This is a genomic window from Rhodococcus sp. IEGM 1370 (assembly GCF_033142325.1).
Classification (GTDB): Bacteria; Actinomycetota; Actinomycetes; order Mycobacteriales; family Mycobacteriaceae; genus Rhodococcoides.
The window spans coordinates 119,144-143,923 of record NZ_JAWLRY010000011.1; the positions used below are offsets into that span (position 1 = coordinate 119,144).

The 24,780-nt window shown below is 65.1% G+C and carries 24 protein-coding genes; 12 read left to right on the plus strand and 12 right to left on the minus strand.

Annotated elements, in window-relative coordinates; translation table 11 throughout:
* Window positions 1-151 precede the first annotated feature (151 nt).
* Window positions 152-682, minus strand: a complete 531-nt coding sequence (locus R4P47_RS15430) for a hypothetical protein (protein ID WP_317785090.1) — start codon at window positions 680-682, stop codon at window positions 152-154.
* 162 nt (window positions 683-844) lie between these two features.
* Here R4P47_RS15430 and R4P47_RS15435 point away from each other — a divergent pair, with 162 nt between their 5' ends.
* Window positions 845-1,099 carry a hypothetical protein gene (locus tag R4P47_RS15435; protein WP_269596268.1) on the plus strand — a complete coding sequence of 85 codons (255 nt, stop codon included), beginning with the start codon at window positions 845-847 and terminating at the stop codon, window positions 1,097-1,099.
* 19 nt (window positions 1,100-1,118) lie between these two features.
* Here the strand turns inward: R4P47_RS15435 and R4P47_RS15440 are convergent, their stop codons facing one another.
* Window positions 1,119-1,700, minus strand: a complete 582-nt coding sequence (locus R4P47_RS15440; RefSeq protein ID WP_317785091.1) for a TetR/AcrR family transcriptional regulator — start codon at window positions 1,698-1,700, stop codon at window positions 1,119-1,121.
* Between the two features lie 79 nt (window positions 1,701-1,779).
* Here R4P47_RS15440 and R4P47_RS15445 point away from each other — a divergent pair, with 79 nt between their 5' ends.
* Window positions 1,780-2,397 (plus strand): NAD(P)H-dependent oxidoreductase, encoded by a 618-nt coding sequence (locus R4P47_RS15445; protein WP_317785092.1) that lies wholly within the window; start codon window positions 1,780-1,782, stop codon window positions 2,395-2,397.
* A 115-nt stretch (window positions 2,398-2,512) separates the two neighbouring features.
* Here the strand turns inward: R4P47_RS15445 and R4P47_RS15450 are convergent, their stop codons facing one another.
* A complete protein-coding gene (locus R4P47_RS15450) occupies window positions 2,513-2,932 on the minus strand; it encodes a nitroreductase/quinone reductase family protein (protein WP_317785093.1) in 420 nt (139 codons plus the stop codon).
* Window positions 2,933-3,111: 179 nt separating this feature from the next.
* Between R4P47_RS15450 and R4P47_RS15455 the strand changes: the two genes are divergently transcribed.
* From R4P47_RS15455 to R4P47_RS15470, 4 genes are all read left to right on the plus strand, one after another.
* A complete protein-coding gene (locus tag R4P47_RS15455; RefSeq protein WP_094638194.1) occupies window positions 3,112-4,158 on the plus strand; it encodes an ABC transporter substrate-binding protein in 1,047 nt (348 codons plus the stop codon).
* Between the two features lie 65 nt (window positions 4,159-4,223).
* Window positions 4,224-5,222: a FecCD family ABC transporter permease gene (locus R4P47_RS15460; RefSeq protein ID WP_373455107.1), complete on the plus strand. Its 999-nt coding sequence runs from the start codon at window positions 4,224-4,226 to the stop codon at window positions 5,220-5,222.
* The gene (locus R4P47_RS15465) at window positions 5,219-6,022 is read left to right on the plus strand and encodes an ABC transporter ATP-binding protein (RefSeq protein ID WP_300516267.1); all 804 of its coding nucleotides are present in this window, start codon (window positions 5,219-5,221) and stop codon (window positions 6,020-6,022) included. Before R4P47_RS15460 ends, R4P47_RS15465 begins: the two co-directional genes overlap by 4 nt.
* Window positions 6,023-6,082: 60 nt before the next feature.
* A complete protein-coding gene (locus tag R4P47_RS15470) occupies window positions 6,083-7,591 on the plus strand; it encodes a protein adenylyltransferase SelO (RefSeq protein WP_317785094.1) in 1,509 nt (502 codons plus the stop codon).
* 20 nt (window positions 7,592-7,611) lie between these two features.
* Here the strand turns inward: R4P47_RS15470 and R4P47_RS15475 are convergent, their stop codons facing one another.
* The 7 genes from R4P47_RS15475 to R4P47_RS15505 all read right to left on the minus strand — a co-directional run bounded on the left by R4P47_RS15475 (window position 7,612) and on the right by R4P47_RS15505 (window position 16,021).
* Entirely contained in the window at window positions 7,612-8,010 is a 399-nt protein-coding gene (locus R4P47_RS15475) for a VOC family protein (RefSeq protein WP_317785095.1), read from the minus strand.
* A gap of 95 nt (window positions 8,011-8,105) precedes the next feature.
* On the minus strand, window positions 8,106-9,320 hold the full coding sequence (locus R4P47_RS15480) for an acyl-CoA dehydrogenase family protein (RefSeq protein WP_317785096.1): 1,215 nt from the start codon (window positions 9,318-9,320) through the stop codon (window positions 8,106-8,108).
* A 170-nt stretch (window positions 9,321-9,490) separates the two neighbouring features.
* Complete coding sequence (locus tag R4P47_RS15485) at window positions 9,491-10,120, minus strand: isochorismatase family protein (protein ID WP_317785097.1); 630 nt, start codon at window positions 10,118-10,120, stop codon at window positions 9,491-9,493.
* Window positions 10,117-12,006: a hydantoinase B/oxoprolinase family protein gene (locus R4P47_RS15490; RefSeq protein ID WP_269596278.1), complete on the minus strand. Its 1,890-nt coding sequence runs from the start codon at window positions 12,004-12,006 to the stop codon at window positions 10,117-10,119. The genes R4P47_RS15485 and R4P47_RS15490 overlap by 4 nt, the downstream gene beginning before the upstream one ends.
* Window positions 12,006-14,102 carry a hydantoinase/oxoprolinase family protein gene (locus R4P47_RS15495; protein ID WP_317785098.1) on the minus strand — a complete coding sequence of 699 codons (2,097 nt, stop codon included), beginning with the start codon at window positions 14,100-14,102 and terminating at the stop codon, window positions 12,006-12,008. Before R4P47_RS15495 ends, R4P47_RS15490 begins: the two co-directional genes overlap by 1 nt.
* Window positions 14,103-14,153: 51 nt before the next feature.
* Window positions 14,154-15,359: a CoA transferase gene (locus R4P47_RS15500; RefSeq protein WP_317785099.1), complete on the minus strand. Its 1,206-nt coding sequence runs from the start codon at window positions 15,357-15,359 to the stop codon at window positions 14,154-14,156.
* Entirely contained in the window at window positions 15,356-16,021 is a 666-nt protein-coding gene (locus tag R4P47_RS15505; protein ID WP_068056015.1) for a GntR family transcriptional regulator, read from the minus strand. Before R4P47_RS15505 ends, R4P47_RS15500 begins: the two co-directional genes overlap by 4 nt.
* A 137-nt stretch (window positions 16,022-16,158) precedes the next feature.
* Between R4P47_RS15505 and R4P47_RS15510 the strand changes: the two genes are divergently transcribed.
* Window positions 16,159-17,055 carry a hydroxymethylglutaryl-CoA lyase gene (locus R4P47_RS15510; protein ID WP_317785100.1) on the plus strand — a complete coding sequence of 299 codons (897 nt, stop codon included), beginning with the start codon at window positions 16,159-16,161 and terminating at the stop codon, window positions 17,053-17,055.
* Between the two features lie 108 nt (window positions 17,056-17,163).
* Here R4P47_RS15510 and R4P47_RS15515 read toward each other — a convergent pair whose 3' ends face one another.
* A complete protein-coding gene (locus R4P47_RS15515) occupies window positions 17,164-18,024 on the minus strand; it encodes a class I SAM-dependent methyltransferase (protein WP_317785101.1) in 861 nt (286 codons plus the stop codon).
* A 63-nt stretch (window positions 18,025-18,087) separates the two neighbouring features.
* Here R4P47_RS15515 and R4P47_RS15520 point away from each other — a divergent pair, with 63 nt between their 5' ends.
* The 3 genes from R4P47_RS15520 to R4P47_RS15530 are packed head-to-tail and all read left to right on the plus strand — an operon-like array spanning window position 18,088 to window position 21,180.
* Window positions 18,088-18,900 carry a class I SAM-dependent methyltransferase gene (locus R4P47_RS15520; RefSeq protein ID WP_317785102.1) on the plus strand — a complete coding sequence of 271 codons (813 nt, stop codon included), beginning with the start codon at window positions 18,088-18,090 and terminating at the stop codon, window positions 18,898-18,900.
* Window positions 18,891-19,874 (plus strand): phytanoyl-CoA dioxygenase family protein, encoded by a 984-nt coding sequence (locus R4P47_RS15525; RefSeq protein WP_317785103.1) that lies wholly within the window; start codon window positions 18,891-18,893, stop codon window positions 19,872-19,874. Before R4P47_RS15520 ends, R4P47_RS15525 begins: the two co-directional genes overlap by 10 nt.
* A gap of 37 nt (window positions 19,875-19,911) precedes the next feature.
* Entirely contained in the window at window positions 19,912-21,180 is a 1,269-nt protein-coding gene (locus R4P47_RS15530) for an alpha/beta hydrolase (RefSeq protein ID WP_317785104.1), read from the plus strand.
* A gap of 9 nt (window positions 21,181-21,189) precedes the next feature.
* On the opposite strand, the gene cynS is transcribed toward R4P47_RS15530, so the two are convergent.
* Window positions 21,190-21,642 (minus strand): cyanase, encoded by a 453-nt coding sequence (gene cynS, locus R4P47_RS15535; RefSeq protein ID WP_411567341.1) that lies wholly within the window; start codon window positions 21,640-21,642, stop codon window positions 21,190-21,192.
* Between the two features lie 167 nt (window positions 21,643-21,809).
* On the opposite strand from cynS, the gene R4P47_RS15540 reads away from it, so the two are divergent.
* Window positions 21,810-22,724 (plus strand): aldo/keto reductase, encoded by a 915-nt coding sequence (locus R4P47_RS15540; RefSeq protein WP_317785106.1) that lies wholly within the window; start codon window positions 21,810-21,812, stop codon window positions 22,722-22,724.
* 276 nt (window positions 22,725-23,000) lie between these two features.
* Window positions 23,001-23,981: a DUF368 domain-containing protein gene (locus tag R4P47_RS15545; protein ID WP_317785107.1), complete on the plus strand. Its 981-nt coding sequence runs from the start codon at window positions 23,001-23,003 to the stop codon at window positions 23,979-23,981.
* The last annotated feature ends 799 nt before the right edge of the window (window positions 23,982-24,780 follow it).

The window sequence follows — 24,780 nt, forward strand, 5'->3', positions numbered from 1 at the left end:
TGCGCGCAGTGGTGCGCGAGAAGGCATCGCACAGACGATCGGGCGTGCTCGAGGCAGCGCGGATCGCGCGATGTGAGGGCTCGTCGAACAGACAGCGACAGCTCGATACCCGACGCCTACGTACAGGGCGGGTGGGAGTGACGAGCTGCGGTCAGGTCCGAAGCGCAGGCGGTCCGCGGTTTCCGCAGCCCGACAGGTCGAGTAGACGAGGCGTTCCCGGGAGTCGGTAGACCGGAAGTTCAGGGGCGATGCGGGACTCGTCGACGACGAGAACTGCCAACAGAGGCAGGGCCTCACGTAGCGAGGTCACTGCGCGCCGGATGCCGTGCTCCGCTCCGCGGATGGCCAGAGCGCCGACCAGGATGGCAACCACATGGGCCGCGAACATCTGCTGGGTGAGCATCGAACCGTGATGGTGACCGTCGACGGCGGTGAGCAACAGGTGTCCGACCGACTGCGCGGCGGTCAGGATCATCAGCAGCTGTGCGCGCGGTGCCGCCGGTGTCGGTGCCGCGGCGGTCGCGTAGCCGATCGCAGCGGAGACGACGGCCAACAGCACGATGGCCGCGTCGGATGGAGGCATTCCCCCACCGGACGTGTGCGCTGCGACGGTGACCAGCGCCGACAGCCCGCCCACGGACGCACCGCGCAGGAGCGCGAATCCATCCGTTGGCGCAGACATGGACGGGAGCCTACTACCGACTACACCGAGTAGTAGTCCAGGTACCGGAACGACGCCTCCGAACCCCACAAGCCGGTCCGACGGTCTTTTTCCGGTTGGTTATCCTGATCATCGGTACTCGAACCATCAACGGTCGAGCCGCGAGATCGAGAGTGGACGCACATGGCAGAGAATTCGGACGCGGCCCAGGCTCGGGTGTTCGCCGACATGCTGACCGCCGAGATCGCAGCCGCGTCGAGTCGCGTCGAAGAGTCCGAGCAACTGGCGCGCAAGGCCTTGCGGGTAGGCGATTCCCGCAGCCATGTGTGGCACAGCGACGAAGCGCAGACCCAGAAGCAGGCGCTCTACGAGCTGTATCGCCAGCTCGATGCGTTGCGCAACCGGTTTCCCACCGTGCAGCCGCGAATCTCCGGCTGACGGCGCACCCGTCGGTCGACTACCGGTCAGCCCTGCCGACGACGGCGACGATCAGCTCGGTCAATTCTGCCGTCGCCTCCTCTGGTCCCAGCACTTCGGATACCGCCGCGTGCGACAGCGCTTCCGCTGCACCGAAGATCGCGGTGATCGACGATGCCGAGATCCCGCCGGAGCCGCTGAACGGCTCGAGAATCGACCGGCATCGATCGGAGTATGCCCGTTCGGCCGATCGCTTGACCTGTTCGAGTTCGGGCGAGCCCTCCAATGCCGCCAGCACACCCGTCAGCTCACGCCCCTGTGCCAACGCGCAGCCCACGTACGAGTTTGCGATTGCGCGTGCGCGTCCGTTCAACGAGGCGGGCGCGGCGTGGAGAGATTCCTCGAGCATGACCGTCTGTCGGTCGTCGAATTCCGTGAACAGGGCGGCCAGGAGTTCCGCACGCGAGGCGAAGTGGCTGTACACCACGGGTTTTGCGACGCCGGCATGTTCAGCGAGCCGGCCGAGCGTCAGAGCGTCGGCTCCTTCCGTCCGCACGAGAGCCCAGGAGACCTCCACCAACTGGTCGTATCGGTCGGAGCGAGACAGTCGCGTCCGGGCCATCGGGCACCTCCTTGCGCTATATACGAACAGTAACCTACTCTTGGTACATAGCCGCTTCTCCTCACCGAAGGAATCAGCCATGACCACACTCGTCGTAGTCTCCCATTCCGACCCCGACTCCCTGACCCACCACGTCGCTCGATCCGTGTCGGACGCGATCCGCGTCGCCGGCAACACCGTCGAGACGGCCGATCTGGCGGCCGAGAACTTCGATCCTCGATTCGAGGACGCAGACCTGAAGTTGTTCCGCGGCAACGGAACCACACCGGCGGACGTGCGTGCCGAACAGGAACGAATCGATCGCGCCGATCATCTGGTTCTGGTCTTCCCGATGTACTGGTGGTCGATGCCCGCGTTACTGAAAGGGTGGATCGATCGCGTCTTCGTCAGCGGATGGGCGTACGAATACAGCCCTGGAGTCGGGTTCGACAAGAAGTTGGACCGACTCACCGTCCACCTGGTTGCCCTTGCCGGCGACGATGCCGACAGCCTCGAGCGCCACGGCGTCGATGCCGCTTTCCGGACGCAAATCGAGCGAGGCATCATCGAATACTGCGGTGCAACAGTGGGATCGACGAACTTCCTGTACGAAACCGATACCAGGAGTCGCGAGGCACTCGATGCAGAGGTCGCCGATCTCGCTTCTGCCATAGCCGACCAGGTGGTCGTCCGACAGAAGGCCCTCGCCTCCGGCTGATCAGATCTCGACGAGCTCGGAGCGCCGCGTCCCCTGGCGACGGATCCATTGCCATTCAGGTCCATTGTCGTTCAGGCGCAACGCTTGTCGAAGTCGGAAAACCCGCCCCGGGAGATCAGGTGGGAGTCAGGCGGAAGATCGGGAATCGACGGCCCTCGGCGGTCTCGACGTATTTCGCGAATCCGGAGGAAGCGTCGAGGAACTTCTGCCAACTGTCGACCCATTCGGCATCGGGGACTTCCGAGGCTTCCACTGCGACGGTCCGTACTTCCCCATCGTGGGGAACCTCGATGTCGACGCGAGGATGTGCGCGCAGATTATGAACCCAGGCAGGGTCTTTGGGTGAACCTGCTGCCGAGCCGACGATCAACCAGCTGCCTTCCCGGGAAATTGCCATCAACGGATTCAGCCGGATCTCGCCACTCTTGGCACCGATCGAGTGCACGACGACGAGGGAGTCGCCGAACCCAGCCGTGGATACGTGCCCACCGTTACTGCGGAACTCCTCGATGATCATCTCGTTGAAGTCGGCCATCCACCGATTATGTCGCGGACAGCGTCGGCGCGGACCGGTTTCTCACCGACGGCTCAGCGGCGACGATTTCCATCACCGCCAACCAAAGGTTAGCCTGTGCTTATGCGCGCCTCGGGCGCGCTGCGCCGTCGGGTGATCCCCGGCGGCTCGTTGCTGTCAGAACCCGAAGGACATCCCACGTGCTCAACGTTCGTCGCCGCGCAGGCACCCTCGCCGCCGCTGCTGCCCTGGTCGGATCGCTCGTCGCGTGCGGAGCCTCCGAGGAGGTTCCCGACGCGGTCTCGGACACCACCGCAGGTGGGACCACCTACCCGTTGACGATCGACAACTGCGGAGAGTCGGTGACCTTCGACTCGGCACCTCAGCGGGTGGTGTCGCTGGATCAGAACTCCACCGAAATTCTCCTCTCACTCGGCGTGCAAGATCGCATGGTGGGCACCGCGTCCTGGACCGATCCGGTCCGCGAGAACCTCGCCGACGCGAACGCCTCGGTTCCCCGACTGGCCGACAACGCCCCCACCTACGAGGTCGTGGTCGATACCGAACCCGATCTCGTCACCGCATCGTTCGGACGCCACTTCGAGCAAGGCGGCGTCGCTCAGCGGTCCCGCTTCTCCGAAACCGGTGCGGCCACGTATCTTTCACCCACCGACTGCGACGCCGGTCGCAGTGTCAACGGGGGCAACACCCGAACGACTCCGCTCACGATGGAGTCGCTGTACCAGGAGATCACCGAACTCGCGGCGATCTTCGACGTCAACGAGCGCGGTGCCGAGTTCGTCGACGAACTGAAGACCCGCATGGCCGACGCCACCGCGACCACTGCCGAATCGGATGTCTCCGTGGCATTCTGGTTCGCGGACACCAAGAGTCCGTACATCGCAGGCGGACGGGGATCGGCCGATCTACTCGCCAGAACGGTCGGTATGACGAACGTCTTCGCCGACACCGACGACGACTGGCCTGCCGTCGGCTGGGAGACCATGGTGGATCGGGATCCGACCGTCCTGGTTCTGGGCGACCTGGCGCGCAACCGTTTTCCCGGTGACCTGCTCGCCGACAAGATCGCATTCCTCGAGTCCGACCCCGTCACCAGCACGATGGCCGCCGTCCGAGACAAGCGCTACATCTCCCTGCACGGTGCGGAGATGAACCCGTCGATCCGGGCCGTCGACGGTGTCGAGAAGGTGTCGGCCGGACTGCGCGACCTGGGACTGTCGTCCTGACCGCGACCATCACCCGCCGGCGCTCCGCCCAGCGATCGCAGACCTCCCGCAACCTGTGGCGTTGGGTGTTTGCCCTGCTGGGCGGGGTCGTGCTGTGCGTGGTGTCGGTCCTCGTCGCCATCACCCTCGGGCCGGCGAACATCTCGCTGGTCAACGTGCGCGACGTGGTGCTCAACCATCTCGGCATCACCGACATCCCGGTGAAGGTATCGAAGAACGCGATCATCTGGGAGGAGCGGCTCCCCCGTGCGCTCGTCGCTGCAGCCAGTGGCGTCGGACTCGGCATCTGCGGTGTCATCATGCAGTCGCTCCTGCGTAATCCCCTGGCGGACCCGTTCGTGCTCGGTGTCTCCTCGGGTGCCTCGACGGGTGCCGTCGTGGTCGGTGTCCTCGGTGTCGGCGGGGCCGCGCTCGGGCTGTCCGGTGGTGCGTTCATCGGTGCACTCGTTGCGTTCGGCCTGGTGTTGTTTCTCGCCCGAATGTCCGGCAGCGGAAACGATCGCGTGATTCTCGCCGGTGTTGCAACCACTCAATTGTTCTCGGCCCTGACGTCTTTCGTGATCTTCGCCTTCGCCGACTCGGACGAGACGCGCGGCGTGATGTTCTGGCTGCTCGGTTCGTTCGAGGGTGTGCGATGGAACGACGTGGTGCTGTGTGTGACCGTGGCCGGCATCGGCGCGGTGGTGTGTTGTTACTACGCGTACGTGCTCGACGCGTTCGCGTTCGGCAACTCGGTGGCGTCCTCGCTCGGCTTCGACGTCAAGAAGGTCCGATTGGCTCTGCTCGTCGGCACCGCCCTGATCACCGCGACATTGGTCAGCGTCGCCGGTGCGATCGGCTTCGTCGGGCTCATCCTGCCGCATGCGGCTCGACTGCTTGTGGGGCCCAACCACAGCCGCCTCGTACCCACCACTGCCGTCATCGGCGCGATCTTCATGGTGTGGGTCGACGCCGTCTCCCGGGTCGCGTTTGCTCCGACCCCACTTCCGGTCGGCGTCGGAACGGCGTTGGTCGGCGTTCCGGCCTTCATCGCGATCATGGCTCGAAGGAGGGGGATTCGATGACACTGCACGCATCGAACGTGTCCTGGAAGCGCGGTGGCGTCCTGGTGGTCGACGGCGTGACCCTGCATCCGGGGCCCGGTCGCATGGTGGGACTGTTGGGCCCCAACGGTTCCGGTAAGTCCTCACTGCTCCACCTGATGGCCGGGGCCGCATCACCCACCGCTGGTGTCGTCGAACTCGACGGTGCGGAGCTCGGTTCGCTCAAGCGCAGACACATCGCCCGCGCGGTCGCAGTCGTGGGTCAGCACGCCCACACGGACGTCGATGTGACGGTCGGAGACGTCGTGCGTCTGGGACGCATCCCGCATCGCGGGGCTTTCGGTGGAAGCGACCTGGACGACGACGCCGTGGACGATGCACTCGCGCAGACCGGACTCACCGACAAAGCGGATCGATTGTGGCGCACGCTCTCCGGTGGTGAGCAGCAGCGGGCGCACATCGCTCGCGCACTTGCCCAACAGCCCCGCGAGATGTTGCTGGACGAACCCACCAACCATCTCGATATCCATCACCAACTCGAGCTGTTGGCCCTCGTTGCGCGCCTGCCGATCACCAGCGTCGTCGCGCTCCACGACCTGAACCTGGCGGCGATGTTCTGCGACGAGGTCCTGGTGCTCAAGGACGGCAGGGTCGTCGCGGGCGGCACACCCGCGGAGGTGCTGACCGAGGAACTGATCGCCGAGGTCTACGAGGTACGAGCGCGGGTATCCGACGACGGCGACGGGCGCGTACACATCCGCTTCGATGCGGGCACCGTGCACGAGTTGTTCGAGGCCGACCGCCGGGTACTCGGCACCTGAAAGGTTCGCGATGCTGTGCCCTCAGGGTTGGGTACGGAAATTCGTGGTAATCCTTCTGTCATGACCGACTCCTCGCCGCAGCCGACGGTACCGTCCACGGGCCTGCCCGCATTCGGGTTCGAGACGACCTTTGCCGACGAGGTTCCTGGACTGACAGTGCCGTGGCAGGGCACCCACGCGCCGGATCCTCGGGTGCTGATTCTCGACGATGACCTCGCTCGGTCTCTCGCGCTCGACCCGACGTCGCTGCGCACGGCCGAGGCAGCCGGTGTGCTGTCCGGGTCGATTCCTCCGGCCGAATCCGCCACTGTGGCAATGGCGTACGCGGGTCATCAGTTCGGCAATTTCGTTCCCCTGTTGGGGGACGGCCGAGCACTGCTGCTCGGCGAGCTGCGCGATGATCGGGGCCATCGAGTCGATCTGCATCTCAAGGGGTCCGGCGCTACCCCGTTCTCGCGTGGGGGCGACGGGAGAGCGGTAGTGGGAGCCATGCTGCGCGAGTACCTCATCAGCGCAGCGATGCACGCGCTGCACATTCCCACCACACGTTCGCTCGCCGTCGTCACCACCGGTGAACAAGTGGTGCGAGAAGGAGGTCCGCAGCCCGGGGCAGTGCTTGCCAGGGTCGCGTCGAGCCATCTGCGGGTGGGCACCTTCGAGTTCGCGGCTCGGCGCGAGGGGCTCACGCAGCCCCTCGCCGACTACGCGATAGCCCGCCACTACCCGGCACTGCTCGAGCTGCCGGTCGAGGAACGCTGTCTCGCCTTCTTCGAGGCTGTCGTCGAAGCCCAGGCATCGCTTGTCGCGCAGTGGATGTCGGTCGGATTCGTGCACGGTGTCATGAACACCGACAACACGACGATCTCCGGGGAGACCATCGACTACGGACCGTGCGCATTTCTCGACTCCTACGATCCGGCTACGGTGTTCAGCTCCATCGACCACGGCGGACGCTATGCCTACGGCAATCAACCCGCAGTGCTCGGGTGGAATCTGGCCAGGTTCGGCGAAACACTACTGCCCCTGGTCGATTCGACGCCCGATACCGCCATCACGGCTCTCACCGCGGTGCTGGACACGTTCGGGGAACGCTACCGCCGGCACTACTCTGCCGCGATGGCCCTCAAGCTCGGCCTGGCAAACGATGGCGCGGACGCGGCGCTCGTCGACGAACTGCATCGGTTGCTCACCGACCACCGCGCCGACTGGACCCTGACCTTCCGTGCCCTCGCCGAGAACCTGCGCGGAGACTCGTCGCCCTTCGACTCCCTCGTTCCACCGGACGCGTCCGCGGAGTGGCTCGAGCGTTGGCGGACAGCCGTTTCGGCACGGGGACAGGACTATTCATCGATCGCCGACGGGATGGATCGCGTCAACCCCGCCTACATTCCCCGCAACCATCTGGTCGACGCCGCACTCAGGTCCGCGACCGAGGGCGATCTCGAGCCTTTCGAGCGTCTGCTCGACGTCGTCACGACACCGTTCGACCGCCGCGACGAACGGTCCGAGTACGCCCTGCCCGCGCCTGCGAACTTCAGTGCCGGATTTCGGACCTTCTGCGGGACCTGAAGATGTGAAGGGCAGCGCGGTCAGGCAGGCGCAGCGAAGAATTCGAGGGCAATGTTGTCGGGATCGCGGAACGAGATTCCGGACCCGTAGTGCGCGTGTTTGACTCCGCTGTGCGCGATGCCGAGTCGGTCGAGCGTCGATACCCAAGACGTCAGGTCGTCCTGTGTGCAGCCGAACGCGATATGGTCCACGCCCGTTCTCTTCTCGTCGAAGGCACCGGAGACCTGAGCGTCGCCGTGAGTGTGCAATCCGAACAGCATTCCGCCGTCGAGCGCGAACACGGTGTGGTGATAGTTGCCGGATTCTTCGTCCTCGTCGAGTACGGGGGACGCGTCGAACAGTCGTGAGTACCACTCGGTGCTGGCGGCAAGATCGGATACGGTCACGGCCACGTGGGAGAGGCCGGGGAATTGCAACATGCGCTGGTCCTTTCGTCGTCCCCGTCCACGTTAGGCACCGACGTCTGTGTGCCACCCGGGATCAGCGCAATACTGCCCGTTCGGCGGGGTTGTGTTCACGACGTCCGCTGCTGTTCGGCTCTGATCAGGCCGCCGCCGACGATCAGTCGTTGAATCTCGCTGGTCCCCTCGTACAACCGAAGCAGCCGGACATCACGGTAGATGCGCTCCACCGGAACGTCACGCATGTATCCGGCACCACCGTGGATCTGAACGGCCAGGTCTGCGACCTGGCCGACCATCTCGGTGCAGAACAACTTCACCGCGGACGGCGCGATACGGCGGTCGGTTTCCTGCACCCACGCCCGCGCCGCCTCACGCACCATCGCCCGGCCCGCCATGACACCGACCTGTTGATCGGCGATCATCGCCTGCACCAACTGGAAGTTGCCGATCGGCTCACCGCCCTGAGTGGACGACGCGGCATGAGCCACCGACTCGTCCAAGGCACGCTGCGCCTGACCGACGGCCAACGCCGCGATATGCACCCGCCCTCGCGCCAACGACGTCATCGCCGCCTTATACCCGATATCGATCATCGGTCGTTCCGCAGGCTCCACTCCTGCGTCGCCGTTGCCGCCGACCAGTGCATCGGCCCCGACGCGCACGTCGGTGAAGTTCACGTCGGCCGTGCCCGAGCCCTGCTGCCCCATCTTCGCGTCCTTGACTCCCACCTCGATACCGGCCGCGTCGGAAGGGACCAGAAATACTGCAATACCGTTGCCGCTCTGCGGTTTCGGGTCCAATTTGGCGAAGACGACGAACATGTTCGCGATCGGCGCATTGGTGATGTAGCGCTTGCTGCCGTTGATGACCCACCCGGTGCCGTCGATCGTCGCCGTCGTCTTCAACCCCGCTGGATTCGACCCGGCCCCGTCCTCGGTCAGCGCGAAGGACGCAACGATGTCGCCGGTTGCCATGCCCGGCAACCACGTCGCTTTCTGCTCCTTGGAGCCGAACCCCACGAGCACCTGCCCGGCGATCCCGTTGTTGGTGCCGAACATCGATCGCAATGACAACGAGGTGTAACCGAGCTCCATGGCCAGCTCGACGTCCTGAATCAGATTCAGACCCAACCCGCCCCACTCCTGCGGAATCGCGTAGCCGAACAGACCCATCTCCGCGGACTGCTGTCGCAGATCGTCCGGAATCGAATCGTTGTTCATGATCTCCAGTTCACGAGGAACCACACGTGATCGCACGAACTGGGAGATCTGCTTCAACACGTCCGCGAAGACGTCGTCCGGTACATCGGGATTCAGCGTGTCCATGGAACCACTATCCCCCCATGGATGGATCGATTCGTCCGAACCGACGGGATTTTCCTGGCAGGACGGAACCGTCCCACCACATCGGCTCTCCCGTTTCGGATCTCAGCCTCCGATCGGCGTCGGGTATTCGAATCCGGGGAGCTGATCTCCATCTGTGGCTCGAACAGCCGTCACCCAGAAGACGCCCCGAACTGGCCGATTGCCTGCGCGAGATCGATGACGTCCGCATATTTGGCCTGTAGGTCGAGCAGGTTCGACTCGTGCATGCCCGGCTCCCGATCACCGCACGCATCTGCCACCACCAGAGGACGGAAGCCGTGTTGCAGTGCGTCGGTCGCGCTTGCACGGATGCAACCGCTGGTGGTCAAACCACAGATGTACAGCGTGTCGATGCCGCGGGCAGTGAGGGTGGCCGCCAGAGAGGTACCGAAGAACGCACTCGCATACTGCTTGGTCACCACGGTCTCCCCGGCGATCGGACGGGGGTCGACGGGAAATTCGCCCAGTTCCGAGCCCTCCTCGAAGACCGTCAGAGCCGGAATCTTCGTCGTGAAGAGCCCGCCGTCGGTTCCGCCGGGCTGATAGCTGACCCGGGTGAACACGACCGGAACACCGGCTGATCGTGCGGACGAAACCAGCTGTGCCGCAGCCTCTACTGCCGCTTCCACCGGGGCACGTAGGGGCGAGCCGTCCACCAGGTAGGCCGCGACGATGTCGACCACCAGAACCGCCGGGCTACGGCCGGGGCCCAGCTCACCGGCAAATCCCGATTCCCGGTACGACCCGAGCGTGTCGCTCACGCGCGCACTGCCTTACGGACGTTCACCGGCGGACGCGGTGCGGGCAATCCGGTTTCGGCCTCGCACCGCTCAAGGATCACGTCGATCGACGGCCCCTTGTCGAACACTGCGATCTCCCCGCGCGCGGCAGACATCTCACTGCGCGCGGCCTCGGAGGCGGACGAATCGACGACACCGTCGGCATCGCAGACGATTCCGTAGCCGATGCGGGCACCCTCGGCACTGACCAGGCCCCGCCGAACTTCGAGACCGACCAGTTCGGGATCCCGGGTCAGCGGGTCGCCCCAACCGCCGCCGCCCCACGTGACGAAGTGCAGCACATCGCCTCGTCCCACCGGCACCTCGTGAATCTTGCTGGCCAACACCTCGACCTCACCCGACGCTCGGACGATCCACTTCTTCCCTCGCGCACCGGGTTTGCCTCCGTTGACACCCCACGGATACGTGAGCCACCTGTCGTCGTGAATGGCGATGGTGCCCGGCTCCTCGAAGTAGTACGCCACGTCGACGCCGTTGCCGCCGCGATGAAGCCCGGCCCCGCCGGTGTCGGTGACGGTCTCCCACCGCTCGATACGCAACGGATAGTAGGACTCGAGGTACTCGCAGGGGATGTTGACGAACGACGGCCACAGCGAGTGACCGTCCGGCCCGTCTCCCATCGGACGACCGGGGATACCTCCGAATCCGATCGAGTACAGCTGGAACCACTCCCCGTCCCGCGCGCCCCCGTCGTAGTGACCGGAGTACATGAAGTGCGGCGACGACGAGAAGCCTGCGGCGTTGAGAATCTCGGGGTTGTTCTTACCCAGCAGCCCACCGAAAAGGTCGAAGACACGGCCGATTCCGTGGTTGCGGCCGTTGAGTGCAGCCGGATAGCGCGGCTTCCAGAACGAGTCCTCTGGAATGGTCACGTCGATCAACGGATAGAAGCCGTCGTTCCACAGAATCTGCGGGTCGGCCACGGTGATGACGTAGATGCCGAAGAACATGCGTACGAGATTCTCGTTGATGAAGTAGTTGATCGGCCCGACGGCCTGCGGTGCCGCCTTGCTGAAGTCGAGGTGGATCTTCTCCCCGTGCCGGGTCAGCTCGATGGTCAGTTCGTAAGGGCCGTAACCACATCCGTCATCGCAGATGAAGTCGCTGAACTCGATGGTCTCGCCGTCGACGAACAGCATCGCGAGCAGCACCTTCATGGCCTGATAGTTCCTGTCGAGCAACGCGTCGAGCGCCGACAGATACACGTCGACGCCGAACCGGTCGCAGAGTTCGACGATGCGCCGCGACGCGGTGGTGCACGCTGCGACCAGTCCGTTGAGGTCTGCCCGGTTCCAGTCCGGCTTGCGCACCTGATTGAGAATGATGTCCAGCGCGGTCTCGTTCAATTCGCCTGCGCTGTACAGCTTGAAGGGCGGAATGATCACGCCTTCCTCGAAGATCGTGTGCGCGTCCGTCGGCATGGACGACGGCGTCTTACCTCCGACGTCGGCCATGTGCCCGAACATCGACGACCAGCCGACGACGCGTCCGCTGTGGAAGATGGGCAACACGATCAGCCAGTCGTTGGCGTGACTGATGGCAGCACCACACGCGTAAGGATCGGAGGTGAGCAGGATGTCGCCCTCGCCGACGGTGCCGGAGAAGTTGTCGAGGAAGTCGGGAACGGACAGGCCGAACTGCCCAACCACCATTTTGCCGCTCGGATCGGCGATGAGGGGGAATTCGTCGTGCTGTTCGCGGATACCCGGTGACAGTGCCGTTCTGAAGAGGACCTCGTCCATCTCGGCGCGGGCGTTTCGCAAGGCGTTCTCGATGATGTCGAGCGTGATCGGGTCGACGGGAACCGTGGTGAACGGGGTCTTCGAGGTCTCGATGATGGTGGCCATCAGCTCTCCTGCAGTCGAGTGGTGCGATGGGTGTCGTCGGTGCCGACGGGGTTGATGAGAAGGCATGCACTGCGGTGGACCGTGGCCGTGTGTCCGGACAGCACCAGCGTGGTGGAGTCCATCTCCGTGATCACTGCCGGACCCGTCACGACGTTGCCTGCCAACAGTTTCGAGCGGTCGTAGATGCCGGCCTTTGCGTACTGCCCGTCCATCCACACGTCGTTCGTGGTGATCAACGCCGCGGACGGATCGTCGCCACCGTCCTCCAACGGCTGGAACGCCACCTCGGGGCGTGGACCACTGACCGTGACCCGGAGGTTGATGACCTCGCGTTCGTTCTTGAGCAGGAACGAGAACAGTCGCTGGTGTTCGGCGTCGAAGGCAGAGCCGAGAGTGGACAACAGCTCCCCCGAATCGAGGGCGGACGCGTCGAGGTCGACGGGAATCTCGAAACCCTGCCCCTGATAGCGCAGGTCCACCTGGTAGGTGGCGGTCTGCTGGTCTGCTGGCACCCCCTCGGCCGAGAGCCTTTCCGACGCCGCTTCGGCCAATTCGGCAAGAGCTGTGCGCAACTCGCCGTCGTCGATGTCGGAGAAGGCACGAACCATGGTGCGCGCAGCCTCGTCCCGAAGACACGTCGTGGCGTCGCCGTACGCGCAGAGGACCCCGGGCGACGGCGGGACGATCACCGGCCACGACCCGGTCAGTCGACCCAGCGCGTTGGCGTGCAGCGGCCCGGCACCGCCGAACGAGACGAGTGCGAAATCGCGAGGGTCGTAGCCCTGCTGCACACTGACCAATCGCAGTGCGCCGAACATGTTCTCGTTGACGATGTCGACAATTCCGGATGCGGCTTCCTCCGGACCGGCCAAGCCGATGGCCTCGGCGATCGTCGCCACCGCGGTGCGACTCGCGTCGGCGTCGAGATCTACCTCCCCGCCCGCCAAGGAGGCCGGGAGGTAACCGAGAACGACGTTCGCGTCGGTCACCGTCGGGTCGGTTCCGCCTTTTCCGTAGGCGGCAGGCCCGGGGTCGGCCCCGGCCGATTGCGGCCCGACCCTCAATGCTCGCGTCAACTCGGGCACGTGCGCGATGGAACCGCCACCGGCACCGACCGTTCGCACGTCCACGCTCGTCGCGCGGACGGCGAGGTCGCCGACCTTGGTCTCACGGCCGATACGTGGTTGCCCACCGAGCACGAGGGCGACGTCTGTGGACGTCCCGCCCATGTCGAAGGTGAGAAAGTCGGAGAAACCGGCTTGCTCGGCGAACCACACGGCCCCGGTAACCCCACCCGCCGGACCCGACAACAGCAACGACACCGGCGCCTCCGATGCCTTCGCCGACTGCACCAGTCCGCCGTCACTTCGTAGGATCGACAGCGGAGCCTTGATCCCCCTGTCCTGCAACGAGTTGTCGAGATTGCGTACGTATCGCGACACCTCGGGCTGAACGTAGCTGTTGGCCACGGTGGTCAGGGTCCGCTCGTACTCCCGCATCTCGGGCAGGACCTGACTGGAGATGGAGATCGGAATGCCCGGGAGCTCGTCGGCAGCCCACTCGGCGATCTTCTTCTCGTGTGCGTCGTTCGCATAGGAGTTGATGAGCGAGATCGTCAGCGCTTCGATACCGGCACCGGCGAGGCGACGCAACTGACCCCGCGCCTGGTTCTCGTCGAGCGCCGTCACCTCGGAGCCGTTCGCCGCCAGACGACCCACGACCTCGACGGTGTTCTCCAGCGCTGCAAGCGGTTCGGGCTTCGGCCAGATGATCCATCCCGCCAACCCTCCCGGTACGTACGATCTGGCGATCTGCAGGACCTGCCTGAACCCGTCCGTGGTGACGAGTCCGACGCGCGCTCCCCGGCCCTGCAGGATGGCGTTGGTCGCCACCGTGGTGCCGTGGAGCACCTGATCGATCTCCGACGGTTCGATGCCGGCCTTCGAGCACACTTTGTCGATGCCGTTCAACACCCCGACGGACTGATCGGCCGGCGTCGACGGAGTCTTGGCTCTGTAGGTGGTACCGGTCGTTTCTTCGAGAAGCAGAACGTCGGTGAAAGTTCCGCCGACGTCGACTCCGAGTCGATAGCGCATGATGATCTCCGGTGGTGTGCGGTGCGGTGAGTGAGGACGATGCGGTCGAGCTCAGATGATGCCGCGGTCGACGAGCGCAGCCCGTTCGGCCTCGGTGAGACCGAGGAGCGATCCATAGATGTCCGAGTTGTGTTCTCCCAGTTCAGGTCCTGCATGCCGGACGGCTCCGGGGCTGTCGCTGAGCTTGGGCACGACGCCCGCCATCGGGATTTCGCCGAAATCGGGATGGGCCAGGCGCACGATGGCGTCGCGGGCCGCGAAATGCGGATCGTCGAACATATCGCGAGCGGTGTAGATGCGGCCGGCGGGAACACCGGCCTCGTGGAGGATGTCGAGAACCTCGTCGGTTCCCAGATCTGCGGTCCATGCCGAGATGACGTCGTCCAGTTCGTCCATGTTCACCCCGCGTGACGCGTGGTCGACGTACCGGGGATCGGATACGAGATCGGCCCGCCCCATTGCGGTGATCAAACGGGCGTACACCGAATCCTGGTTCGCGGCAACCAGAATCATCTCGCCACCCCTCGTGGGGTAGACGTTGCTCGGCGCGATGTTCGGCAGCACCGATCCGGTGCGTTCGCGCTGGTAGCCGCCGATCTCGTATTCCGGGAGCAATGATTCCATCATCGCGAGCACGGCCTCGTAGATCGCCGAATCCACCAGTTGCCCACGCCCCGTTCGCTCCCTGTGGTGCACGGCCGTGAGGACGCCGATCGTCGCGAACACCGCGGCCAGGGAGTCGCCGAGCGAGATTCCGGCCCGAGAGGGTGGCAGATCCGGATTACCCGTCACGTATCTGATTCCGCCCATCGCCTCACCGATCGAGCCGAACCCGGCGCGGGGAGAGTAGGGCCCGTCCTGGCCGTAGCCGGTGACTCTGGCCATGATCAGGCGTGGGTCCAGTGTGCGCAGATCCTCGTACCCTAGCCCCCATCGCTCGAGAGTGCCGGGGCGAAAGTTCTCGACGACGATGTCCGACTTACCGATGATGTTGCGCGCCAACGCTTGTCCTTCTTCGGTGCGGAGGTTGCATGTCACCGACTTCTTGTTCCGCGCCACCACCGGCCACCACAGCGACTTGCCGTGGGGTTTTTCCCGACCCCATTGCCGCATCGGGTCACCCTTGCCCGGCGGCTCCAGCTTGATCACCTCGGCTCCGAAATCTGCGAGGAGTTGTCCGCAGAACGGTCCTGCCAACAACTGACCCATCTCGACTACTCGTAGGTCTGACAACGGCCCTGTTGCGGCCTCGCTCATTCGGACTCCTTGGCTTCGTCGGGCGTGAGAGATTGCAGTAGAACGTGTTTCGCTGCGCGGACGTGCGCCCGCATGACCGAGTCGGCCCAGATCTCGTCTCCGCTTCTCAACGCGGCCACCAGATCTCGATGGTGTGCGTGGCTGCGGGAGAGATCGGCAGGCGAGTAGCGGTGAAAGGTGCGCATCACGAGGGGGAGTTGGATGACCGCGCTCAACATCGTCAGCAGGCGCGTGCTGGCGGCGGCGGTACGCACGATGGCATGGAACTCGTCGTTCAACTGCGCCATCAGGTCGAGCCTCTGGCCGGCGTCTCCGGCCGCCGACGATTCCATGAGATCGCAGAGTTCGCTCAGCCGGTCGAGGTCTTTCTCCTCGATACGACGAGCAGCGCGAGCGGCAGCCATGGCCTCCAGCGTCATACGCAGGTCGTAGATCTCCTCGAGATCGTCTGCAGTCCAGGTGTACACACGGGCTCCGCGATGCGGAACCACCTCGACGAGCCCTTCCATCTCCAGCTGCCGCAGGGCCTCACGAACGGGCGTCCGACTGGTCTCGGTCAGCTCGGCGATATCGACCTCACCCAGCCTGGCACCGGGCGCGTACGTGCCCGCAATGATCCCCTCCCGGAGGTGGGAATACACACGATCCACGGCTCTGGCCACTGAAGGCCTCCGATCGAAGATGGGCTGGTTGTTCACAACTTAGGACCATCCCCACCTCCTGTCCACGAGAATCGCAAATTTTCCCCGAAAGAAACACAGGTGTTGCATACAACGAGAGCGGGGAGAAGGATCGTGGGATGACGTCTGTGCAACTTGTCGAGGTGGGCCCGCGTGATGGATTGCAGAACGAGAAGACTGCATCGTCGGTGGATCAGAAGATCGAATTGATCGCCCGAAGCGTTGCAGCGGGAGCGAGGCGAATCGAAGCGGTCAGCTTCGTAAACCCTCGCCGGGTGCCACAGATGGCCGGGGCCGAGGATGTGATGGCCGGGATCGAACGACGCGACGACGTGTCCTACATCGGCCTCGTGTTGAATCGCCGCGGACTCGACAGAGCGATCGACGCACGCGTGGACGAGGTCAACGTGGTGGTCGTCGCATCCGAGGAGTTCAGCCGGCGAAATCAGAATTGCTCTGTCGCAGAAGCAGTGTCGACTGCGCGCGATGTCATTCGAGACGCCGGATCCGCGGGCTTGGCCACCACCGTCACCATCGCGGCGGCGTTCGGTTGTCCGTTCAGCGGAGAAGTCGATCCTCGTTACGTGGGCGAGATTCTCGCGCAGTTCGCCGACGACCGACCGTCGGAAATCGCCTTGGCGGACACCATCGGCGTCGGCGTACCGGCACAGGTCCGCGTGTTGGCCGACATTGCGAGTGAACGAGCACCGGGAATCCCCCAGCGCTGGCACTTCCACAACACGCGAAACACGGGCTACGCCAATGCGTTGACTGCTCTCGAGACGGGTGCGCGAGCGCTGGATGCCAGTATCGGCGGCTTCGGGGGTTGCCCGTTCGCCCCCGCGGCAACGGGCAACATAGCGTCCGAGGACCTGATCTATGCACTCGATCGATCCGGAGTCGAAACCTGTGTGCACCAACAGGTTCTGGTCGATGCCGCGGCGTGGCTCGGGAGTGCACTGGGCAAAGAGGTGCCGGCCCTACTCGGACGGGCCGGAGGCTTCCCCGGCGAGTGACGCTGCCTGTCGTCGACACCCCGAGGATCGGCTCCCCAGTTAAGGATATGTGCCTCCGATCGGCGTCGGATATCCGAATCCGGGGAGCTGATCCGCGGCGACGATCTCTCAACGACGGGTCGCGGCGAACACGTCGACCGGGTGGGGCACCCGAGGCCTGCCATCGGCACCGGGCACCGAGACCGCGTCGAGGTAGGCCCGCACAGGACCGTGCAACTCGGGCGTCAGCCGGGCCTGCACCGCGAAGTCCAGCACCTCGTCGGTCGCGGTGGAGAGGTCGACCATCGCATCCAGCGTGACCGAGTCGTCGAGAGCAATCCCGTTGTCCACGAACGCTTTGTCGACGTCGGCGCTGAACCACTGCCGGTGGCCCTCGAGCGGAGGGGCGAGCACACCGACCAGAGCGTTGAGCGCGGCCGACGGTGCAACGGCCACCCACAGTTCGCCGCCGGGCCGCAGCAGGTCGAGCGCGCCGCGCAGGGTTGCCCCCACGTCGGCGACGTAGTACATCGAGTGCACGAACATCACGACGTCGAAAGTCTCGTCCACCGGGACGTCGTCGAACGACGCGACGTACGCGTCGGCGTCGAGCTCGTCGGCCGTCAGGGCGGCCATCTTGGCGGCGAACAACGTCGCGCTCCCGGGCCAGGGGTCGATGCCGACGTATCGCACCGGTCGGCCGGGCACCTGCTGCATCAGCCCCGCGGCGAGGCGGACGTCCAGCGAACCGTCACCGCAGCCCACCGACAGCACCGAGATCGGTCCGTCGCCCATCCCTACAAGCCGGCCGGCGAGGTGTTCGGCGATCAGGCCGCGCTGGTCGGAGAGGAGCTCGAAGGCGGCGTGCCCACGAGCGTAGGCGCCAGGCTCGAGACCGGCGAGGGCCGCTGCGCCGCGCCGCCCCGCCCGCAACCCGTCGAGAAGCACGGCTGCGGTGTCGGTCGTCGAAGTCGGAGCTATGTTGGACATTGGACCGAGTCAACCACGACGCCCCATCCGGTGCATCGAGGTCGGCTTCCTAGGAGGAATCGCGTGAGCAGCGGAGACACAGCCGAACGCAGTCTCGAGCACTGGAGCGAGGCCGGACGCACGGGCATGGAGGCCTTCTACGCCCTGGCCACCGAGGACTATCACCAGCTCGCATTGGCAGCCGATTGGCCAGCCCTGCTCGCCGAGCACGCGCACGAGGGCTGGTCGTTGCTCGACGTGGCCTGCGGCAGCGGCAAGTTCCCCACCGCACTGCGCCGCTACACCGATCTGTCGGCGGTGCCCGAGCTGGCCTACGACCTGCTCGACCCGTCTGCGTTCTCGGTGGCCGAGGCGCGTGGTGCGCTCGGTGCTCCGTTCGTGCCTCGGGAGGACTTGGTGATGACTCTGCAGGACCTACCCGCCGATCGGAGCGGGTACGACATCGTGTGGGCCACCCACGCGCTGTACGCCCTCCCGCCGGCCGAGTTGGACAGCGCGGCCGAACGGTTCGTGGCTGCGCTGGCCCCCGGTGGCCTCGGTCTGGTCGCGCAAGCCACGGCGTCCTCCCACTACCTTGCGTTCTACGACGCCTTCCGCGCCGGCGTGCGCGAAGCAACGCCGTACACGACGGCCGAGCAGGTGCGCGACGCACTGATTCGAGCCGGCGCGGACGTGCGCGACCAGCGCGTCACGTACACCACCGGAACATCGGATCGCGCTGTCGCCGAGGGCTTTCTGCAGCGCTGCGCCTTCGACGACTCCGTGTCGCTCGACGAGATGGAGGCGGCACCGGTGCTGGGCGACTACCTCGCCTCCTGCCGCGACAAGTCCGGTTCCTACACCTTCTCCCACGAGGCGGCGCTGCTGTGGCTGTGAACCCGTCGACCAACGAACGCCTCCCCGAGCAGAACCGCGACGGCGGCATCGATCAGGACTGGGCCGGCAACGATCAGGACTGGTGGGACTGGTACGTCACGCTGGCCGCCAACGACACCGCACCCGCCGAATTGGTCGACGGGCCGGGCCTACCCGATGTCGACGCGGCCACGGACGAGCAGGTCGAGCGTGAGCTTGCCGAGCCGTACGACCTCTCCCCTGCTGCGGTCGAGGCCTTCACTCGCGATGCCTTCGTACGGCTGCCCGCGGTGCTGTCGCCTGCCGTTGTGCGACGCCTCGCCGAACGCCTCGAGGAGCTACTGCGCGCCGAGCACGGCGAGAACGTGTCCGGCCGGTTCACCGCACTCGAGCAGATGTGGTTGCACGACGATCTGATGCGCGCGGTGGCGCTGTCGCCCCGGATCGGAGGGCTGGCCACGGCGCTTTTGGGTGAACCGGCTGTGCGGCTCTACCACGACAACGCGCTGTCCAAGGAGCCCGGCTGCGGCCGCACACCGTGGCATCACGACGCGGAGCATTTCCCGCTGCAGACCACGCAGGCGGTCACCGCGTGGATGCCGATGTCGGCGATCCCCGGCCGGATGGGTCCGCTGTCGTTCGCACGTGGCCGAGAGGTACTGAACGAGGTTGCGGACCTGGAGTTCGACAAGGTCGGCACGTCCTACGACGAGGCCGTCGCTCATCGCTTCGTCGACCGCGGCGTTGCGGTGGAGTCCGAGCCGTTCGCGGTCGGCGACGTGTCCTTCCATTCCGCGCTGTGCTTCCACACTGCGGGGCCGAACCGAACGACACAGCCACGCCGAGCTTTGGCCACCACCTACTTCGCCGACGGGGCTCGGGTTGTGGACTCGCCCACGCTGATCAGCGGCACCTGGCGCGAATTCTTACCCGGCGTGGAGCCCGGTGGCCTCGCGGCCTCCGAACTCAACCCAAAAGTGGGCCGCCGAGACTGATCCGACGGGTTCAGTGGACATACGTACACTGGAAACGGTGGGGACGAAAACTCAGCGCACACAGGAGTTGGGCGAACTCGGCGAGCTCGCCCTTCGAGAACTGGCGTCGGCCGCGGGTGGTGTTCGCGCAGTTCACTCCGCAATCGCGCGACGAACCTTCGCTGCCGTGCGGCTCGGCGTCGGTCCCGCGGTTCTACCGACACAGCTGATGCACGACGCGATCGCCGCGGGCACCTACTCGAGCATCGTGGCCGCGTGCCGCGGCGCAGCCAAGGCTGTCGGTGCCTTGACCGACGGCGACGAAGCGACGGAGGACGACCATCGCCCGTCGCCGTCGCACACTGTCCTCGGGGCCCAGACCATCGCTGTGCTGCACGGCCTGATCGGCGACGACATGGAGCAGACCGCCCGGGTCCTCGCCTATCCGATGTCGATACGCGTCGACGGACGCCCGGTGCTCCCGAAGTACCGCGCTCTGGCTGCGGCGTTCCCCGACGCGGGAGCGCACCTGGTGCTGTTCTTGCACGGGCTCGTCGAGACCGAGTCCGCGTGGCGGCTCGGTGGGCGGCCCACGTACGGGGAGCGGCTGGATTCCCAAGCCGACACCACTTCGATCTTCTTGCGTTACAACACCGGACGTCGCATCGCCGCGAACGGTGCCGAACTGTCGGACCTACTGGAAAAGCTCGTGACGGCATGGCCTGTCAGGGTGCACCGAATCACGTTGGTCGGCCATTCCATGGGAGGCCTGGTCTCGCGCAGCGCAGCTCATCACGCTGCCGAGACCGGCCGCCGGTGGGTGGACCTGTTGACGGACGTATTCACCCTGGGGACACCGCATCTGGGTGCGCCACTCGCACACGGCGTACATCTCGCCGTCGCGGCTCTGGCCCTCGCGCCCGAGACCCGGCCGTTCGCGAACCTCCTGGCGCGTCGCAGCGCCGGAATCCGCGACCTGGTCCACGGATCGATCACCGAGGCAGAGGGACATCCCAGCTACGCCGACGGATTCGACGTCGGAGCAGCCGCGGACATCTCGGTTCCGGAGGGAGTTCGGCATCATCACGCCTCCGCGGTCGTCACCGGAAACCCTCGACACCCGGTAGGGATCTTCGTCGGCGACGGCCTCGTCCGTACCGACAGCGCCGGCGGCCGGAACAAATTGCGCGACATAGGACTTCGTCCGGACGACGGTCTGGCGATCAACAGCACGCACCACTTCACGTTGCTCGACGACGAGCGGGTGTACGGCTGGATGCGACGCGCATTGGCCGGCCCGTCCTCCGAATCGGCCACCTGGCTATAGATTTTCGGCCTATTCGGTCCATCGATAGTCGAGGAACTTCCCGTCGAACGTCACCACGACGCGATCCCCGTCCTCGTGCCGGCGTCGTTCGATGTTCATCGTGAAGTTGATGGCACTCATGATGCCGTCGCCGAATTCCTCGGCGATCAGTTCTTTGAGCGCGGGTCCGTACACCTCCAGCGCCTCGTGGAATCGGTAGACCGTGGGGTCCGAGGAGATGTCGAGTGATCCGCGATAAGGAGCGAGGGTCAGCTCGAACAACGAGCCCTCGGGCATCCCGAGCTTCTCGGCGAGCACATCGGCATGAGCGACACTGAGGGGATGCTGGCCGTAAAGTGCCGACACCGTCCAGGCCACCGGCATGTCGATGGCTTCTGCCAAAGCGGCCCAACTCAATCCGGCACGCACACGTGCCAGTCGAATCTCACCGATCAACGGTTTACCTGCAAAGTCGGTCAACAGCTCTCTCCTTCGTGGTCGTTCTACAAGCGCACACCCGATTGGGCCTGGACTTCCAGTCTCAGCGGCATACAGCCGTCTCGCAACATCTGGCATCGACCACGTGCGCGTTGTCCGATCACGGATATGGTGGCTGTTTCCGGCACGGACACAACGAAAGTACTGACGACATGACGCAACTCGGCCTCGGCCTTGCCGCACTCGGACGTCCCGAGTACCTGACGATCGGGCACTCGAAAGCTGTGGACGGGCGGTTCGATCCGGCAGCCCTGGAACAACTGTGCCACTCGGTACTCGACGCGGCGTGGGACAGCGGAGTTCGTCACTTCGACGCCGCTCGGTCCTACGGCTTGGCCGAGCGGTTCCTCGGCAGCTGGCTGTCTCGGCATCCGAATCGGCGTCAGGACCTGGTGATCGGCTCGAAATGGGGCTACGCCTACGTCGCCGATTTCCAGCGGGGTGCCGCAGAACACGAGGTCAAAGAGCACTCGCTTGCACGGTTGGCCGAACAGTGGCCCCAGACCCTGCGCGATCTCGGCGGCGCGCCGGACCACTACCTGATTCACAGCGTCACCCCGGACAGTCCAGCTCTGAGCGACACTGCACTGCTCGACGATCTGCGCGCCATTGCCGACAGCGGCACCCGAATCGGCATCAGCACCAGCGGGCCGCATCAAGCCGACGTGGTGCAGGCAGCGCTGGACATCGGAGTGTTCGGCTCGGTGCAGTCGACGTGGAACCCGCTCGAGCCGTCCGTCGGCCCCGCCCTCGAACGCGCACACGAGGCCGGTTGGTTCGTCGTCGTCAAAGAGGCGATGGCCAACGGCCGACTGGTGGCAGAAGATTCCCCACTCGCCAGGGTCGCGGATTCCGCCGGGGTCGGCCGTGACGCAGTCGCACTGGCGATTGCACTCGCGCAACCGTGGGCCGATGTCGTGCTCTCCGGCGCGGCGACTGTGACGCAACTCGAGCAGAACATCGCCGCGCTGTCGATCGACCGCGAACTGATCACGGCGAGCGATCTGAAACTTGCGGAAGACCCAGAAGGTTACTGGGACAACCGATCACGAATGGCATGGACATGACAGCTCTGTAGAGCCTCCTCGCGGGATCGTATCAGCCGCTGCGGCTCGGCCGCCTCGAATCGGCTCCTCCGTTTCGGAAACCCGACTCCGATCGGCGTCGGGTTTTCAGAAGCGAGGAGCTGATCTGCTGCGAAGGGTGCCGCGAGCGCAACAACAGGATCGAAGCGCGGAGCCTCCTCACGGGATCGATCCGTTGACCGCTCGCTTGCGATGGGTCGTACCCGCGCTTGTCGAGCCGGTGTCACGTGGCGTCGAAGCGTTTGGGACGATTCGGACATGACGACGAACCGGCAGACGCCCTCCGGCCATGGTGACAAGGAGCAGGATCGACCCGGACTCGATGAAGTTGTCAGGGGGCGGCCGCCGGCGACGGAATTGGCGGCCAACGTCGTGCGCGGCGGTCTGATCGGTCTGGCGGAAACGGTCCCCGGGGTCTCGGGCGGCACGGTCGCCCTGGTCACCGGCATCTACACCAGGGCCATCGCGTCGGCGAAGCATCTGACGGACATCCCCAAGGCCGTGGTGAAGCGGTCCGACGTGCGCGCCGAGGTCCGTCAGGTCGATTGGTGGCTGCTCGTCACGGTCGGCGTCGGCATGCTGTTGATGGTGTTCTCGGTGGCGGGGATCATGGCGGACTTCGTCACGGATCAGCCCGTCTACTCCAAGGCACTGTTCATGGGCATGATCGCGATGTCGGTGGCGATCCCGTTCATGGAGATCAGCCGCGGTGCTTTCCCCACCACCCGGTCCCGACTGTCTGCCGTGGTTCTGTTCGTCGTTCTCGCTGTCGGGGTCGTCGTTCTCACGTCGCTACCCGGGGTCCAGCCGTCGAATCCATCGTTGATTCTGGTGTTCTTCGCCGCGACGATCGCAATATGTGCGCTCGTCCTGCCAGGCGTATCGGGGTCGTTCTTTCTGCTTGTCATCGGCCTGTATGCGCCGACGCTCACGGCCGTGGACGAGCGGAACCTGACGTATCTGGCCGTCTTCGCACTGGGCGCTCTGGTGGGGTTGGTCAGCTTCGTTCGAGTGCTCGAGTGGTTGCTGGCGAACTACCACGATCTGGCGATGGTCGCCGCTGCCGGCCTGCTGTTGGGGTCGTTGCGTGCACTGTGGCCGTGGCAGGGCGAGAACAGAGAGCTGCTGGCCGTCGGCAACGAATGGCCCGCTGCATTGGGATTGTTTGCCATCGGAGTTGCGGTCGTCGCTGTGGTCGCCATCGCTCAGCGGCGACTGGCAGCCACGCGTACGTCCTGACGTAACGGCAGGCGTAGCCGACCATCCACGCACCTCGTCGGAATCCGCACCGCCTATAGGTGCCGTGAATTCCCACGAGGGGCGTATATGCGCGCGAACCCTCCGCACAGACACAAAAACTCCGACCCCAGCAGCGGGATCGGAGCAGTGGAGCCTCCTAACGGGATTGAACCGTTGACCGCTCGCTTACAAGTATGTTGCGAGACAACCAGATACGTCCGCATGGAACCACCACAGACCCTCTTACCTGTGTCAATCGTCCAGGCAGCACCACCCGAATCCACGTCCGTTCATACCGACATGTGACACGCTCGTGACACCGAGACCTGCTCCGAAAGTCCGTCGAGAGCGTGGTCAATCCGACTAAACACGCGCTGATGCGAAGCAGCCTGCACCCGCCCGCCCGCCGTCCGCGATCCACGAAATTCCACGCTCTCTGTGTAGGTCCCAACCGTCGCCCCTAGGGTTCTGACCGTTGTCCAACAGCTGCCGACCGGATAGTCGGCTCAACACATGCAGCTATCGGCCGTCACAGAACGGGTCGAGTACGAACAGAAACCACATTCTGCACGACACGGACAACCAAGGTGTCCACGACGGTGGGTCCATCGCGGATTCGACATTGGGCATACCGATATCCACGTCGTGGACAACGAACCGGGCCGCCCATGCAGAAACTCACAGTCCACGTTGCTCCAATTTTCTGGTGCGGATGACGTTAGGAGGGAGTGTCAGATTAACGGTGGATCCGACCTTGGCGTCGGTTAGTTTCCGTTCGGGGTGATGCGTCCTTCGAAGG